Here is a 16,126-nt window from a genome sequence, read left to right as displayed (position 1 = left end):
CTGGCGTCAACCCGAAGAAGTGTGGATCAACAAGCCACCAGAAGAGCCCGAACCGATCCTCGCGCTAGCCTTGGTCCAGGCCGCCTGAGTGGCAGCCAAGGAGTGACACCTTCCCTGAAAGTCACCGACCTGGGCAATGAACGCTGAGCCACCGCCAGGTGTGTGCTCGATCGAACCCTGCAAGGTCTTACCGTCACACACCAGCTGATCGAGATCCGCTGCAACACCTTGGATCTGGGCGATCGTCCAATCACGGATAGCAGCGCAGAGAGCCACCAAGTCCACATGCGAGAAGAAGTAGCGAAACGCTGAATCCGAAGGCGGCCGCCGCAGTTCAAGCCCCAGCTGCTCACCAACTACTGCATGGTGTCGCCGTGCGAAGGCGAAGCCTGCCGGAAAGTCACAAGCGCCGAGGCGTGCGTAATCCCCAGTGGCTGCTGCTGTTGATGGCCATTCTTGGCTTCCTCAGTGGGTGCCACGGCGCCAGGGATCTGGAGCGCTTTGCCAAGCCGCAGGCTTCTCTGCAGGAGTAGCGGCATCACCAGGCGTTCAGCGCAGCTCTGGATCTGGAGATGCCCAAGGCACCTTGTGATTCCACCTTCCTCTACCTGTTTGAGCGGGTGGAGCTCGACCAGCTCTCTGGCTTGCTCAGGGAGTGGATGCTGGCCCAGATTGCTGATCAGGACAAGGATTTCGACCAGCTGATCTGTGATGGCAAAACGCTGAGAGGTTCAGCTGCTCAGCCTGATGGCGCCGATGGGGCAACTCGCTTTGTCACCCAGGTGACGCTCTACGCCAGGGAGCTGGGCGTGGCAATCGCCCAGACGTCCTTTGATACCGGAGAATCCCACGAGCGCGCCGCACTCAAGGCCCTGCTCGGAACCCTCGAACTGGAGGGTGTGCTGATCCAGGCGGATGCCCTCCACACCTCACACGCGTTTTTCAACTCGCCGCCGAGCAGGGCGCCGACTTGCTCCTGACGGTCAAAAACAACCAACGCCGGCTGTATCAGCAGATCGTCTCCCAATTCCACGGCCACCGGCACTTCCCAGTGGAGAGCTGCGATTTCGAGGCCGGCCATGGCCGCCAGGTGCGCTGGCAGCTCAGAGCCCGCAACGCCACAGATGTCATCCGTGAGCGCTGGCTTTGTGCCAGCTGGATCATCGAGCTGGTGAGCACCGGCCGGCGAGATGAGAAGGCGTTTCACCGCGTCCACTACTAAGGCCTCCGGCCGACTGCGTCTACATCACCACCCTGCGCACCAGCCCAAAAGCATTGCTACGACTGGTCAGCCACCGGTGGGCAATCAAAAACCAGTGGCACTGGCCCCGTGACACCCAACTCGGTGAGGATGCCCACCGCTACAGCCAACGCAATGGTGTTCAGGTCCTGGCCCTGCTGCGCACACTGGCCCTGAACCTGTTGCGCTGCAACGGCTATCGGTCAATCCGTGCTGGCCTGATGGCCGTGGCGCATGACACCTGCCGAATGCTCGGCTGGGTTGGCGCCATCCCGGCAGGAACAGGGTGAATTGACTTTCAGTCAGCCCTGGTCTAAAAACTTGAAATAGGTCCTGAGCATTCCTCAACATTCCGCAGGAGTAATGGCGCAAGGTTTGTAGCGCCAACCCGGTCATACGTCTGTACTAAGGAAATCAAACGCCGCACCAACGTGGTCAGCATCTTTCCCAACGAACCATGAATCACAAGGCTGTTCTGAAGCCAGGTGCTGGAGCAAAGGGAGGAACGGCTTCTCGAGCGGCGCCAGATACTCTCCGAGGCAACCATGGCCAAGATCCCGGAACCAGAAGAGTTGCTGTAGACTACTACCTGGCGATCGATCGGATGCAGCGAAAGATACAACTGCTTGAGGCGCAGCAGCTTCTGACTTGATCAACACGAAAACACTTGATCTCTGAGTTTGCGCATTCAGCGATCAGGTTTCATAATGGATCAACGGAGCCGAACAATCAGCACCGCAGCAGTCAGCATCTGAACTGCCCATGCTCACCATCGAAAAAGGGTCACAGGACCTCCTGAGTTAAAACACTCGGAGGTGCTTGACTTGGCCGCTTTCGGCCACGACATGAGGTATCTCCTCAAACTTCTGGGCTACACCAGCCCAGAAGTTTCCAAACCTCATCGTCATGATGCTTCTAATCAATCCCAAGGTTCTGGTCTTGAACGGCCAGAAGACGCACCTCCCGAAGAGGATGGCTGGCCGGAATTCGATCTTCTTCTAGATGTAAGACAACTGGGGACCTTTGCATTCCTGTCGGAAGCGCATCCACTTAATGACGTCAACCAATTCTCCGACAGTCGTTTCACAATTTGAGCAGCCTCATAGGTGTCACTTCCGATTCTTCGCTAGGAAGGAGAAGAAATTTTCTTTTATAAACATACCAGGATAGTACTAGTGAGTTAATATAAGAGACACCGTACACAGGCTTAAAAGGTGAAGACGTCAGGGAAATCATAAAGAAAGCGAAGAGAAAAAGAAGGAAACTAATCAAGACATACGAAAACACCTTGTGACTAAAAGACCTCATGCAGATTAAAGCTAGAGAAATAACAGGGACATAAAGAGGAAGCAAGAACAATAAACCCCAGAGGTCAGATTTAAAATACTGATCTATGAAGAGATTATGAAAGGTCTTGCCAGTGGCACTGCCAAATGCTAGTTCAAGGTAGCTGTTCATAGCCTCTGGATCCCGCAATAACAAAAGGTGGGAAAAGCCACTTTCAAACAGATTGCTTCTCTGAGCAAACAATTCACGAGATACAATGGTAACTTGTTCACGGCCAGTTAACAAGTATATTTGCTGGAGCAGGATATCCCAAGAAGTCAAAAGAAGAAAACCAAAAGGAATTGCTAGAACTGCGACCAAAATTATCTTCCACGCCCGTGAGGGAGGACAATCCAAAAGAACAAATCGATTGTCCGCCGGTCCTGAAGAAATCAAGCAGATTCCAAAGAGCAATAAAAAAAGACTAAGCAGGTTGACAATCGTCGCAGATCTAGACTGCAAGTAGATCGACAACACTATATTGACCAATGCTAATACTAGCTGGAAAAACCAGAGAACAGTTAGAGTAGACTTCCGAGGCAATCTGCCGTAAAAGAGAGCAAGAGTAAAGACCGATAATGCTAACACCAAAGACGATGACTGAAGGATATCGAGACTGTTGTAGAAAAGCTGATTAGGGCCCTCCTGAGAGTTATTAAAGAATGGGACTAACTCACGAACAGACAACTTCCACCAATATGGAGATGCCAATGTAGCCTGTATACACAAGACAGGATAAAGAGTTGCTCCAAGGCTAAGTCCAAGAACATAATAAACAATCCTGTGCTGAAGCAGAGGGACAACCGCCATCGCTAACGCAAAGAAAAAGGGCATCTTAAGGAGATTAACAAGAGAAAGTTCACCAGAAAGTTCAGAACCTATGCGACCCGCCCCTAACGCCAATGCAAGAACGCCGCAAAACAAAAAGAATGAGGTACGGAGAAAGAGTCTCTCCTTTTTCAATGATCTGTTAAATAGGAGTAGAATAAGCAAGGCACTTATAGAAGCCAAAGAAAGCCGCCCGGTCTCTCCCAAAGCCGACAGGGTTGAAAGGGTAAAGATCGATAGATTAAGCATTTAGATTAAGATTTAGATTTAGCATAGAGAACACAACTGTGGCAACGAGAAGGGAAGCTCTGGACAATAAGTCCGCATATAGAGTCGCGGTCAGCCAAATGCAAGGATTAGTGAAGTTAACCAGAATGAGGCTAGAATTCAGTCTGATCTCACAATGTCAGGAGAATTGCTGCTTCCATTTAGGGTAATTCGTCCCCCAATTGGCACACTACTCACCCAAACTTACGGGCCCTGATTAGGTATAAATCCCTGGGGACCGAAGGAACCACTGAAAAACCCGATAGACTTAACTTAGATCCAAAACAGAGTCTGGGAACGTATGGTAACACTCCTCCAGCTGGGTTTCACGGACTACGAGCAGTACGACGCCAAGTAGAAGACGCGTCTGCATATCTTCCTCGAGGAAATAGAATCTACGGTAGCGAGGATCAAGCCCCGGTCAGGGTTCAGCGGGGCAGATGATCGCTGAGAGGTATCCCGGCCTCGGACGGGCAGCATTTCTTAATCTCAACGCCATGCATAAACATGGAGGTTTTCATCGGTGCGGGTGAAGAAACCCGCAGACTTGAGAACTTCTTCAACACGACACGCTGTAGTTGTGCCATCACGCATGTGATAAGCCGCAATCACTGCAAACCGGGTGGATGCCAACATTTCTGTAGCGCCCTCTAGTGCTTCGTATTCTGCTCCTTCGATATCCATTTTCAGAAAGTCCACGGGCTTGCCGTGGTGCAAGTCCTTCCAAAGATTATCCAGACGATCCGCTTGGACAATGAGTGAAGTCTGGGTATTAGCCAGGTCTTGCCCATGCTGTCCCTTCGCATCAGCAACGGCAGAGTTGCTGCCAGGTGTGTTTCCAATGAAGAACTCTAAACTAGTATCAACGTTCCAACAAGCCCGGTTGATAACCTGAACTTGCGGATAATATTCAGCGAGACGATTGAGACCCTCGACGTGGTCAGGCATACATTCGAATACAAAGACTTTCCCTGAGCTGCCAACCAAATGGGCAAATTGCTGGGTTTCAAAACCCAGTTCACCACCAACATCGAAAACCACGCCTTTCGACGGAGGAATAAAGTGCCTAAAATACTCCATCGCCTGAAGCGTCGGCGAAGCCACCCGAAAAAAACGACCACGGGAGAAGGCATGCCAAATTCCTCCACGCTTGAAAAACACCGTGAAACCTATCCTCGGAGAAAAGATGCTGAACACAGGGAACCCGAGTACGTATGCTGACCGCTTAAGTATTCGCGCAAGAACTCTGATCATGATCGGTCTTGAGTTCCCCCAAGAAGAAAGGATAGGGGAAGCAAGGAGGGTAGGCTCGCACGGGGCGAGGTTGGAAAATGAAGCAACCAGAGACAAGCAACTAACATCTTAGTAGATCCTAAACGAGTGCGGGGAGGGCAAAGCTAAGTTCGGCAAGCCAGGCTTTACTGTGACAAAAATAGATGGAGAGGCATACGCTCGAATACTTCCAACATACCACCTTCAGTTGCATTAATTAATCGACGGCCAAAAGCACGGTAGACATCTCTTGCTTGTGTATAGACATACTCTGATTGAAACAAATCAGGCAGTTGCCAAGGGACACCACCAGCAAAATAACTGGGGTCAAAATGACTATGGTCTTTCTCCCCAGAGGTAACTAGCATATTTGCCGGTCCTTGCGTTGCAAATTTATGATCAGCACCAACTATGGCAACTTCTCGAAACCCCATATGGAAAGCCAATTGCAAAGCAACATATGTAACTGTAGCACCTTGGTGAACACTTATCGAACAGTCACGCGCAAATCCTGGAGGCCCTGAGTGAACAAAAACAACGTTTCTTCGAGGATTAACCTGAAGTCCACGCCGGAAAGAACTAGCCGAGTCTAAGAAGAGAGGGATGCCTGTTGTATTGTAGAACTTCAGATTCTGCTCTATGACAAAAGGATTAACAGCGACTATGCAGCTAGGCCTGAAATCTGATTGATCAAAAAGGAGATTAATCTTATTTAAGCCGAAGGTGAAAACGTTATTAAGCAAGCCAAAGTCGCATTTCAGCAACGAAGGGCCGTTGCAGAGAATTACAGCTTTCTGGTCAAGATACTTATCTCGCCAGGCACTAAGCATCCTGCGAGATCGCCACGATTCGGGATGAAGATCCCATCGAACCCTAGAGTAAACAAGGCCAGCAGCTCGGCGATATGGATTAATATAGGGCCGCACTCGAACTAGCGGGTCATCAAAATCAATAACAGTGGGGTTGCTCATCGATTCATCCAATTACTCATGTCAAAAGACACAGATTGTCAGCCTGGATCGTGCAAGCGAGCACTTATGCCGCCATCCAACGAAACACAAGTACCATGTAGGAATCTAGCACGGCTATCCGCAATCACTAAGGCTGCATCAGCAACCTCTTGAGGGGTTCCGATCCGCATTTGAGGGTGACAGAGTTCCAATTCTCTATAGGCGTCTGCTCGTTCTGAAAATCCTGCCATAAGCATTGGAGTTTGAATGGCAGCCGGTTCAATGGCGTTAATCCTTACCCTGTCACCCAAATCGACTGCCATGGCCCGGGTGAGGCCACTAAGTGCTGCTTTTGTGGTGGCGTAAGCGACAAAGTTCTTTTTGGTCAGTCGGGCATGAATGCTGCTGATATGAACCACACAGCCGAAAGCCTGCTCCAAGGGTCGCAATAAAGCTTGGGTGAGCAGAAAGGGAGCCATCAAATTGACATCCAGTGATTTTCGCCAATCCTCCCGGGAAAGAGTATCGACACCACCAAGAACCTGAATTGCGGCATTATTGATTAAGACATTTAGACCCTGATCTCCAATCAGTTTAGATAGTTCAACGATTGCCGAGTCTGCGTAGCTTGAATCATTGACAAAGAGTTCCAGGTCAATTGGGAGGCGGAAGACTCTATCGTTCCTGTCTAAAGTCTGAACTCTGTCAGTTGCAACGACACGGTAACCAGCCTCAGCAAAAGTAGCTACTAGCGCCGAGCCAATCCCCCCCGCAGCACCAGTGATCAAAACGGTTGGCGCTTTATCCGCCATTCAAAAACTCATTCAACTTCTCGATCGCAATAGCACTAGTTCGAGCGACTGCATCTGACGTATTCGATGCATTGTGAGAACCAAAGACGCAACGCGGATGTGTACGAAGCAGGCTGTCTTTCGGAAGTGGCTCATCCTCAAACACATCCAATGCAGCGGAGTAGACTTGACCAGACTCAAGGGCGGCCATCAAAGCGACTTCATGGATCACAGGGCCTCGGCCGACATTGACAACTCGAACACCCATCTTCGCCTTGGCAAGGGTCTCATCATTGACCATATGTCTGGAGGATTGCGTCAATGCGCATGTCACCACAATAAAGTCTGCCTCGTCAAGGCGCTCGGGCCAGCTTGCCCGCACTACACTCGGCAACTCCGCGCTATCTGGAGCCATTGGATCGTAAGCAATGACATTCATGCCGGCGACAAGCATGCGCTTTGCAGCGTGCTTACCGATGTCGCCATAACCGACTAAGGCCACTGTCTTGCCACTCAGAGAAATTCCACGCGGTTTTGGCCATTGACCTTGGCGTACGCCAGCGTCGATTAGAAAGGTTTCCCGTGCAAGAGCGATTATATAGCCCATCGCGATATCGGCCACTTCCGCACCAAACATGTTCGGGGTATTGGTGATCGTGATGCCGAGTTCTTTACAGGCAGCAAAGTCAACATTATCGACACCAATCCCCCACTTGACTGCTGCCCGAAGACGTCCGGTCTTACCTGCATCAAAAACAGCGCGAGTGGCTGGATCATCGCCAATGATCCAACCATCGTGATGAGGTAAAAGATCGATTAGATCCTCTACGCTTAGGGTCTGAACAACCTTTGCAATGGTGACTTCCCACCCATGATGCTGGAACAAGGGTTGGAAGTTATCGATCATGCCGAGCATCGGAGGGCAAGTGAGAAGGATCTTGAATTTTTTTTTCATTAGTGATCCTCAGGAGTGGTTAAAAAGATAGTTGGCAGCAGCGAGAGCAAAGTCCCAGTCGGCAGGCGTATCGATGTCGAGCGACTCGAACTTGGCGCTCTCAAACATCATAGGTTGTTGACCTATTCGGGAATTTGCTTTTGCAAAGCTTTCTAGAGTAAAAATATAAAGATTCGAGTTCTCCTCAAACCAAGGCTCTAGATCCTGGGTACGGATGAGGTTGTCAGGGTCGTGGTTTACAGGGGAACAATCAGCATGGTAGAGACGAGTTTGAATCTTGTCAACGGTGAACAAGGAATCCGCCCTTCCCTCTGCATGTGCGCCATAAAAAGCCTCAAGCGCACCTCGTACGCTTTCTGCCTTCAAGAGCGGATTAGTTGTATGGGTCATCAGAAAGATGTCGGCATCGACATTGGCGATGTCGTCAGCAAGTACCAAGTTCATGGAAACGAAGTCACCGCAGATCTCAGGACGGCGATCGCGAATAATGACGCGCTCGCTATCAACAAGACCATGGCTTGCAAGGATGTCGCGAGCATCTGTATTGATTATGACCTCATCAATCTCTTGGAGACTAAGCAGGGTGTCTAGTATCCAGCGGAAAAGAGGTTTGCCACAAAAGTCACGAAAATTTTTTCCTCTGACACGGGCGCTGTGGGCCTTCATGGGGAGCAGAGCTACTATACGGGGCTTGTGATAAGTCATGAATTTTGTGGTTCAGTCAGGGAAGAAATATTGTTCCTTTTCGGCTTGCGAAAGCAATCGATTGAGATGGTTGCCAGTATAGGAGCCGAGATACTGGTTCCAACGGTAACACAGGATATCAATGAAGTGGATTCCGAAGCTCTGTTCGCTCAATGCGGCTTGCCAATCTCTCATCACACTTTGATAGATGTACCGTGCTGCATCAAAAGCGGTGATCTGGACCTGCGGCATAATCTGATGCATGGCAATGGCCTCACGCTCAAAACGTCGACGCACCTGGCGCCATGACTCATGGTGGTAGTGATAGACACGGGCCCTTGGGACATAGGCAATGCCGCCACCATCTTGGACAAGCCGCTTGGCCAGATCCATATCTTCAAGTCCACTCAACACTTCGTCGAACCTATGCTTACTCCAGATGCTATGCATCAAAGCGGCATTTGCATTATTACAGAAGTATTTATTGGGTGCCTGGCAGGGATCTTCGGGGTAGTACTTGCCAAAGATGCGGGATTCGCTGAACTGAGTTAAAGGACCACCTAGTTGGCTGCCATAAGTATAGTGAGCGTGCCCGTCAAGCAGCGGTTGACAGAGCTGCTGGAGCCAATGCTCATCGGCAGGCACGCAGTGCCCGCTGATAAAGACTAGCAGATCTCCGTTGGCAGCCTCGCAGCCAATGTTGAGCGAACGACCGAAGGAAAACTCATCACGGCTAATATGACGGATGATGCAGCCGTGGCGTTCGGCAATCTCAAGGGTCCCGTCGGTCGAACCGGAATCAACTAAAACAACCTCGTAACCGAGGCCCTCGGTCTTTTGCGCAGCGACACTATGGAGCAGCTCATCCAAGTATGTTGCCTCGTTTAGGGTGCGGATGATAATGCTAATTCGCGCATCCGAGAGATTGAGCACTTTGGTCTGCATAAGCAAGCTGAAGCCAGGCTTAAGCCGCTGATGAATAAAGCGAATCTCATCCGGATCCACAGCATTGGCTGCGAACATGTCCCAATGAACGGCAACAACCTGTTGGACGCTTATCTCTTCGGCGAATTGGAATGCCTCACGGATAGATAAGTTACCAATGATGCCACGGCGCCCGCGAAAGAAATTATGTTCATTGACGGGCAAAAAGGCGGTGTGGATGGGCCCCTCGATCAAAAGGGTGTCGAGAATCTCCTGACGAACAAAAGTGTCGCCAGCTAGGTAGAGCCGTTTGCCTTGATACTCGAGCAGGTATCCAACCTGATGAAGATTACCTTCGGAATCACGAGTTATTTCCGGATGAGCAGCCGGAATTGCGCGTACTTTAAGACTAAGACTGAGATCGCCCCAACATTCCTCGGCTTTCTGAATCCGCTCTGGGGCAATTCCCCACCCACGCAGAATCTCGATTACGGGCTGTGGTGCGAGGAAGCGGGCTTCTGGTGAAGACACAGCCAGCTTGGGCAAGGTGTGCGGATCACAATGATCGATGTGCTGGTGGGTGATAAGAACCCAGTCAGCATCAGTGACGCTCTCCGGCAGGAAAGGGATTGGAATTAGGCGCTCGAGGTCAGGGGCGTCGAGTAGCTGGACGGAGTTTGAAAGGTATGGGTCTACATAACATGTAGCACAAGGAAACTCGAGCTTGCAGCCTGATTGGCCGAGCAAGGTAACAGGGATGCGAAGAGCAGGGTTATTCACGAATTAATCTAGGTTGCGCGGAATTTAGTGACATAACAAATGGTATCCATTCAGTGGTCGGGACGCGCCGCCGCGCGAATGCACGCCTGATCGCTCATCGCTGAACGGGCAAAGAAGCAGTGCTGCCCTTGCTGCTGAACTCAGGGATCCGGCAGCAGTGATGTCATCACCCCACCGGGGTGATGGGCGATCCAGGCCTGTTCCAGAAATCCCCAAATATCCCGCCCCTGTGGGCTGAGGGTGGTGGTGACCGTGAGCAACCGGCTGCGGCAGATGGCGCCGCTGGCCGATCGGACGCCATAGCTGATCTTGCGTTGAATCACCGACTGGAGCAGGGCTCGTTCCGCGGTGTTGTTGGTGGGTTTGACGACATCGATGTCCAGGAAGGTCTACAGGCCATCGGCCACCTGGAGCAGCTGCTGGTAGGTGCACACCGTCTTGGCCCACGGCGTTCGCTCGCGGCGATGTGAGGCTAGATGCACCACCCGCTGCAGCGTGGCCACAAACGCCTGACGGATCGGCCGGCAGGCCAGCTGCAACGTGGACCAGTCGATCGTGCCGTTTTTGTAGCGATACCACAGGACGAAAGCTGCTGCTGCAGGTCCAGCAGCTCCGCTCCGAAGTCGGCGCTGGGAACTTGGAGGCCTGTGATGGCGTTGAGATCACGGATCAGATGCGCCCAGCACAGCTGCCTTTGAAAGACTTGCATGTGATTGTAGGCAGAAAAGCGATCGCTCACGACAATGCCGCCAAAGGCGTTCCCGAGCAGCTCGATCGCAGCAGCCGTCGAGCGGCTCAGCCCCTGCAGGAAAACCGTCACCACGGCGCTCACCATGACCCACTGCCCTGGCTGACCGAAAAAATCAGTCGAGACCGTCATGCGACAGCCGGCTGCTGTGCTTGCTCAGGTCGTGGCCTTGGGGGCAGCTAAAGGCGAGTGAACCAGGGCTGATGCTGGCGGCTCTGTACGCCACGACTGGGGATGAAGGGCTCCAGCTCGTGCAGCGGGATCGGCATCCAAGCCATGGAAGCCGTTCTGGCATTGGCGACGCACTGCAGCATCCACTGCAGGCCGATCCGCACAAAGCTCATGCCCCGCTGCCAGTGGGGATCCACCTGATGGCGCAGGCCATCCAGGCTGACCGCATCACCCTGGAGGCTGCTCACCAACACGGCAATGGCGATCACCAGCAGCAGCTGATAGATCCGCTGCAGGTCGCGCAGACCGCTGCTCTCCAGCTGGAAGAGGGCTGATTTCTGGTCGCGGAGCAGCTGCTCACAGCAGAAGCACCTTGCGTAACTCCAGACCAGATCCAGCGTGGTCGCTGCGTTGCTGACCAGCTACCAGGGCTCATCCACAACGATGCCGCTGGGGTGAGCGAGCAGCAGATTGGCCTCCTGGGAACCGTCGTCCCAGAGCTGCACATTCCGAAATCTGCGGCAGTTCCTGCGCGGCAGACGGAGCAGCCACACCTCACGGCCCATCGGCGCTGCGGTGCCGTGAATCCAGGTGTCTGCCCGCATGCGCATCTCGACCTGCCAACGGGGTTTTCCGTCGAACCAGCCCAGCAGCTCGGCGCAGGGGAAAGAGCGATCCGCCAGCAGCGTGATGGTGTCAAACTCCACCAGGAGCAGATCGGGTCGCGCCAGCACAGCAATCAAGATCTCAGAGCTGACGCTGGCACTGGGATGCTCCATCGTTTGCCAGAGCAGCGGAATGGCCCTGCCGAGCGCATGATGCAAGGCCTGGCCTGGCTTCTGCCAGTGCTGGATCGCCCAGAGCACCAGAGGGACATAGAGCGCCTCCCCATCGATGCGGGCATTGCTCAGCCAACGTTGGCAGCGTCGCTACCAAATGACCGCCAGGCAATGGACCAGAGGCAACACGGGCATCCAGCGGTCAAAGCAGACCGTCTGACTCAGCAGCAGCCGGGCCACCATCTGTCCCAGCAGCACCATATGACGCTGGTCGCAGAACGGGCTGTGTTGAGGCAGGAGGCCAATCAGCTCAGCATGGAGCCGGGCGTGGGAAACCACTGGGTGTTGGTTTGGTCTGAAAACCCCAACGTCTCATGGCTCCCCGCCTACCCAATGACCTGAGACCCATGCTGTTGCATGGCTTCTCGGACTTGTGTCGGTCAGTCAGCCCACTGCCAGCCGCGCTTGCGAACTGGATTGCATCCGTCGGCGTTGCCAATAGGGGCGCCGGCGGTTTCATCTACATACGCCACTGGCAGCTGGCGGGCGGCCTGCAGCCCTTCTGCCTTCGGTTGCGCCAGGGCTACGCTAAGACGCAGACGGATCGCTGCGATGGTTCCGCAGCTGATCTCCACCCCCAGCAATTGATCGAGCAAAGCCTGGGTCTTGCTGAAACGCAACGAGAAGGCGGTAGCCAGCAAACCCACCTGGGCACTGAGCAGGGGCCGTCATGGCTCGCTTCCACATCCGCTGGTAACGAGGCACCGGTGCTGGTGGAGCAGCAGGGGCATACCAACCGATAAAGCCGGTAACAGGTTACCAGCGGCGTGATCGGCGGAATCTCAATCACCTGATGGCGCAAGGGCTCGGGATCCTCACGCTGCTGCAACCGAGCCGCCTCTCGCTGGGTGGCCAGCTCCGTAGCCAGGGCGGTTAGATGTACGCTAAGCTCCACGATCTTATCCTGCTGGGACGGGATCAGGGCTCTGAGGGCGGCTGGTGTCGCCAGCCAATCCGCTTCTGAAATCCCAGCAGGAGGAGCGTCCATCGCAAGCAGTCTCATTCTGAGATGCAAGCGGGCATCAAGCTACCGTCAAGGGGTCAGCGGGGCCGACCTTCGCTGAGAGCTATCCCGTCCTCTGACCGGTTACAACTCAGCAGCATGGGGCGGTATGCAGCTTGCCCCTGCAGGCCGGCTCCAGGAGGCCAAACTCCAATCCTCGATACAGGTTCATCAGTTTTCAAAGATAACATTTTACTCGTTGCAAAAGTAGGCGAAGCCTTCTCCGAAGGATTAACCCATGCTGGAAGCGCCAATATGTATGCTGACATACTTTTAGGAGGCCCTGGATGGAGCCAGATCCTGGTTTTTGAATAGATGCGGATTTGTTAATGTATAATTGCAGGCATTTTGGTGGCTCGACGCCCCTGGCCGATATTGAGTCGACAAAGTCTTTGCGGTAAAAAGTTAGGAATTTAGGTTGATCCAATAAGTCAATAATGTCGTACAGGAGTCTACAAGCAGAGTCCGAAAGCAAAGATAGATTAATGTAAGTAAATTTGTCGAGTGCATAATGCAAGCTACCTCCTGCGTCTATGAATCGATTAATCTCAGTTTTCCATGAATAAGAAGTCTCAAGGAAACCAAAATCTCCAGCTTGGATTTGATTAAATATTGTCACAGTAAATGGTGTGGCTGCATGTCTTGAAAACTTCAAAGATCGCTGGGAATGTTTCAATGGATATGATCTAGCTGACAAACCCTGATAGTTAATATAAAGAAAGAAAACATGCTCAGGATAGTAGGGACGCCAATTACTATTGTAAGCTCTAACTAATTCCTTCGAATCTTTACCCTTTAGGCATTCGTACATTACGTCTGGGATTGTCTCAACTCGAAGCCTTCTTATGAAGCTTTCTATAGCATAAATATATGATGGAAATTCTTCCCTTATCTTATCCTGAAAAACAGGAATACTCTCTCTAGAATTCAGAATAGCAACAGGAAAGCTAAAGAGAAAGGGATCTTCATAAGAGGAGTCCGCAAGGGCTTGAACATTCATCTGAGTTGTAATATAATTGAAGAAAATCTTATTTGTTCTATATTTAACTTGAAATTCTGTATGACCCAGCAACTTTAACATAGACTCTCTTCGGCCGCTATAGTTACTAGCCCATTCAAGGAGTAGAATATTTTCGTTCAGTTGAGTTTCAGTAAGAGGCTTAATGTAGTCATTAAAGCTCATAGTATAGATGCAATCTGAGCGCAATCTATGTATGTACTCAAAAGAATGTTGGTTGTCCGCTTCCCATGTGACCAGATTCCGTAGCGCATACTCTAGCTTTATGTATTCCGGGTGTAGAATACGAAATTGAGACTTTGATATACCTATGTCAGCTTCTGCTGCATCTTCAATATAAAAGACAATAGCATCATAACGGGATACTAAGATTTCTGCATCATCTTGAAAGCTGCGCTCAGTGACAACAAAGATTTTTGAACAAGTCTTGCAGCTATCGAGGAAGGCAAATAGATTGTTATCAATGCATCTTAATAGCCCAGAAAAGAGGATTGCGTGTTTTTTCATGCTTGACGCATTTATAATGGAGAGTACTAATCAATTGAAGCGTTGGCTTGGATCTAAGCAAATCAAAAATCTAATCAGGTGCAAATTTAATACACTTGGGCTGTTGTGCCTTTCATTCAAGAAGGAATGAATACTCGAGTTACGCCTTACTGCGCACAAATTCATTAGTGTTGATTATTACCATATCAATGCAGCATGGCTGATCGGCGTTGACGAGAGATTCCTTAGCAATAGCTTAAAATGAGTTGCTCTACCTCTTTAGCATTTGATACTGAGGTTAGTATCTTTCCTGCGATCACTGAGATCAAACCAAATCCATGGTCCCTGATTACAGTTGGCCTCTCCCATACCTCTTTAGAATATGGAGATATCCCTTTCCATGCATAACGTGAACCTTTATAGGTCGCTTTGGAGATATCAGGAATATACTCCTTAGCAGCTGCAAAAAGATTTTGATAGGAGGAAGTCAAAGGAACTTGGGATAGAGCAGTCTTTTTGTCATTTCCAGCAACGAAGTAGCGAGCATGAAGAGAATGATCTCTATGGGATAACATAAAGTCACCCTCATTGCCCATTGTGGTTAACGACATAAATGGTGCATCTATAAATGTTAAGCAGAGCTTAGGTAAATCCAATTGTAGCTCAATAAGTTCGACAAGCTCTACTCTTACTTTCATATCAGAATCAGGCAAGCCACATAATTCATAACATCCCAAGCCATTCGTACAATCGACAATAAAGTCATAGGTATTATGCTTAGGATTTGATGAAGCATTTCTACTGACGGAAAAAACGATTTTTTTACAAGTCGAAATATCAACCTTTATTACTTCATGGCTTGTAAGTACATTTACATTCAAGTCACAGAGTTTGTTTTTTATTTTTTCACGGAGAAGACAAATGTCATAGACTGCTTCATCTGTCAACAGCGATAAAGATACTGACTCTGGATTTACCCACCGTGGACAACTCACAATATCATATTTTAATCCAAAAAGATTCATGGAGGCTAAGTAACGTTTAGCATTAATTTCCTGGGCCCAGGTTGATACAAAGTAGAAGCTCTGTGCATCTCGTCGGATGCAATCCGAGTAACTGTGTTCAAACAAGGCCTTGTGCTCAACAATTTCTTTAATGGTTTCATGTGAAAGTGGATAGTGAAAGCCGGAGTGGTGACGCCATTGATTATTCAGGGTTGCACCTGTCAATAAATCGGAAGCCGTCTCGTATAGATCAACTTCAAAAGTTTTTGCCATTCTTATTGCGATTGTTGCGCCAAATATTCCACCTCCTATAACTGCAACTCTTTTTTTAATAGATGCTGATGGACTCTTTGACGTCCTAGGATATAGAAGAGAAACTAGTTGAAGGGCTTGGCTGATATTAGCCTTTGCCTGAGATTGTTGGTGCTCACCCGTAGGAATGTCACAATGCTGGATGAAGTCTTTAAGTTGGGCAGCTATGAGCGAACCGGTCACTTTGAAGTGTTCTTTATGAAACTCACCTGGTTTTAAATATGAAACTGTATTATGCACAAAGTCACACTTAATTGAATACAAATCATTCGACATGAAGTTAAGTGTACGTTGATTTTCTTGAGTATCCGCCCATCCAGCTGTGGATCGGATACAAAGGTTGTTGCTTACATTTATACACGCCAGCTCAATTAAATTCTGCTTACTGAGAGATAGTGATACTTTACATTTCCAAGTATCAGTGAGGTAGAATGCTAAGTCAAGCATATGATTCATCTCGGCCGTCAAATGTTGTTTTACTTGATCATCTGGATATGAATGCCTTGTAGAATTGACAAAAACTGATTC

At 50.3% G+C, this 16,126-nt stretch carries 18 protein-coding genes; 4 read left to right on the top strand and 14 right to left on the bottom strand.

Going from position 1 to position 16,126, the window contains the following annotated elements:
- Positions 1–572: 572 nt before the first annotated feature.
- From KBY66_RS13885 to KBY66_RS13875, 4 genes are all read left to right on the top strand, one after another.
- Positions 573–980, top strand: a complete 408-nt coding sequence (locus KBY66_RS13885; protein WP_255090204.1) for a hypothetical protein — start codon at positions 573–575, stop codon at positions 978–980.
- Positions 971–1,222 carry a hypothetical protein gene (locus tag KBY66_RS13880; protein WP_255090203.1) on the top strand — a complete coding sequence of 84 codons (252 nt, stop codon included), beginning with the start codon at positions 971–973 and terminating at the stop codon, positions 1,220–1,222. The genes KBY66_RS13885 and KBY66_RS13880 overlap by 10 nt, the downstream gene beginning before the upstream one ends.
- 53 nt (positions 1,223–1,275) lie before the next feature.
- Positions 1,276–1,530, top strand: a complete 255-nt coding sequence (locus tag KBY66_RS15945) for a hypothetical protein (protein ID WP_255120238.1) — start codon at positions 1,276–1,278, stop codon at positions 1,528–1,530.
- A gap of 525 nt (positions 1,531–2,055) precedes the next feature.
- Positions 2,056–2,334 carry a hypothetical protein gene (locus tag KBY66_RS13875; RefSeq protein WP_255090202.1) on the top strand — a complete coding sequence of 93 codons (279 nt, stop codon included), beginning with the start codon at positions 2,056–2,058 and terminating at the stop codon, positions 2,332–2,334.
- Here the strand turns inward: KBY66_RS13875 and KBY66_RS13870 are convergent.
- The 14 genes from KBY66_RS13870 to KBY66_RS13805 all read right to left on the bottom strand — a co-directional run bounded on the left by KBY66_RS13870 (position 2,324) and on the right by KBY66_RS13805 (position 16,045).
- Positions 2,324–3,643 carry a hypothetical protein gene (locus KBY66_RS13870; RefSeq protein ID WP_255090201.1) on the bottom strand — a complete coding sequence of 440 codons (1,320 nt, stop codon included), beginning with the start codon at positions 3,641–3,643 and terminating at the stop codon, positions 2,324–2,326. The two genes, KBY66_RS13875 and KBY66_RS13870, sit on opposite strands and share 11 nt — an antisense overlap.
- 507 nt (positions 3,644–4,150) lie before the next feature.
- Positions 4,151–4,858 (bottom strand): FkbM family methyltransferase, encoded by a 708-nt coding sequence (locus KBY66_RS13865; RefSeq protein WP_255090200.1) that lies wholly within the window; start codon positions 4,856–4,858, stop codon positions 4,151–4,153.
- A gap of 221 nt (positions 4,859–5,079) precedes the next feature.
- Entirely contained in the window at positions 5,080–5,904 is an 825-nt protein-coding gene (locus tag KBY66_RS13860; protein ID WP_255090199.1) for a 6-hydroxymethylpterin diphosphokinase MptE-like protein, read from the bottom strand.
- A 38-nt stretch (positions 5,905–5,942) separates the two neighbouring features.
- Positions 5,943–6,695 (bottom strand): SDR family NAD(P)-dependent oxidoreductase, encoded by a 753-nt coding sequence (locus KBY66_RS13855; protein WP_255090198.1) that lies wholly within the window; start codon positions 6,693–6,695, stop codon positions 5,943–5,945.
- A complete protein-coding gene (locus tag KBY66_RS13850) occupies positions 6,685–7,629 on the bottom strand; it encodes a phosphoglycerate dehydrogenase (protein ID WP_255090197.1) in 945 nt (314 codons plus the stop codon). The genes KBY66_RS13855 and KBY66_RS13850 overlap by 11 nt, the downstream gene beginning before the upstream one ends.
- 9 nt (positions 7,630–7,638) lie before the next feature.
- Positions 7,639–8,334, bottom strand: coding sequence for an acylneuraminate cytidylyltransferase family protein (locus KBY66_RS13845; protein ID WP_255090196.1), 696 nt, complete (start codon positions 8,332–8,334; stop codon positions 7,639–7,641).
- Between the two features lie 12 nt (positions 8,335–8,346).
- On the bottom strand, positions 8,347–10,017 hold the full coding sequence (locus KBY66_RS13840) for a glycosyltransferase (protein WP_255090195.1): 1,671 nt from the start codon (positions 10,015–10,017) through the stop codon (positions 8,347–8,349).
- Positions 10,018–10,157: 140 nt separating this feature from the next.
- Positions 10,158–10,340 carry a hypothetical protein gene (locus KBY66_RS13835; protein ID WP_399225575.1) on the bottom strand — a complete coding sequence of 61 codons (183 nt, stop codon included), beginning with the start codon at positions 10,338–10,340 and terminating at the stop codon, positions 10,158–10,160.
- A gap of 149 nt (positions 10,341–10,489) precedes the next feature.
- Complete coding sequence (locus tag KBY66_RS13830) at positions 10,490–10,897, bottom strand: transposase (protein ID WP_255090194.1); 408 nt, start codon at positions 10,895–10,897, stop codon at positions 10,490–10,492.
- Between the two features lie 47 nt (positions 10,898–10,944).
- Entirely contained in the window at positions 10,945–11,205 is a 261-nt protein-coding gene (locus tag KBY66_RS13825) for a hypothetical protein (protein ID WP_255090193.1), read from the bottom strand.
- 153 nt (positions 11,206–11,358) lie between these two features.
- Positions 11,359–11,802 (bottom strand): hypothetical protein, encoded by a 444-nt coding sequence (locus tag KBY66_RS13820; protein WP_255090192.1) that lies wholly within the window; start codon positions 11,800–11,802, stop codon positions 11,359–11,361.
- A 353-nt stretch (positions 11,803–12,155) separates the two neighbouring features.
- On the bottom strand, positions 12,156–12,422 hold the full coding sequence (locus tag KBY66_RS13815) for a hypothetical protein (RefSeq protein WP_255090209.1): 267 nt from the start codon (positions 12,420–12,422) through the stop codon (positions 12,156–12,158).
- A 534-nt stretch (positions 12,423–12,956) separates the two neighbouring features.
- Positions 12,957–14,303 (bottom strand): hypothetical protein, encoded by a 1,347-nt coding sequence (locus tag KBY66_RS13810; RefSeq protein WP_255090191.1) that lies wholly within the window; start codon positions 14,301–14,303, stop codon positions 12,957–12,959.
- 224 nt (positions 14,304–14,527) lie between these two features.
- Complete coding sequence (locus tag KBY66_RS13805; protein ID WP_399225581.1) at positions 14,528–16,045, bottom strand: FAD-dependent oxidoreductase; 1,518 nt, start codon at positions 16,043–16,045, stop codon at positions 14,528–14,530.
- Between the last annotated feature and the right edge of the window lie 81 nt (positions 16,046–16,126).

The organism is Synechococcus sp. Tobar12-5m-g (genome assembly GCF_024345415.1).
In the GTDB taxonomy this organism is placed as follows: Bacteria; Cyanobacteriota; Cyanobacteriia; order PCC-6307; family Cyanobiaceae; genus Regnicoccus.
This window is presented reverse-complemented; position numbering and strand designations above follow the sequence as displayed.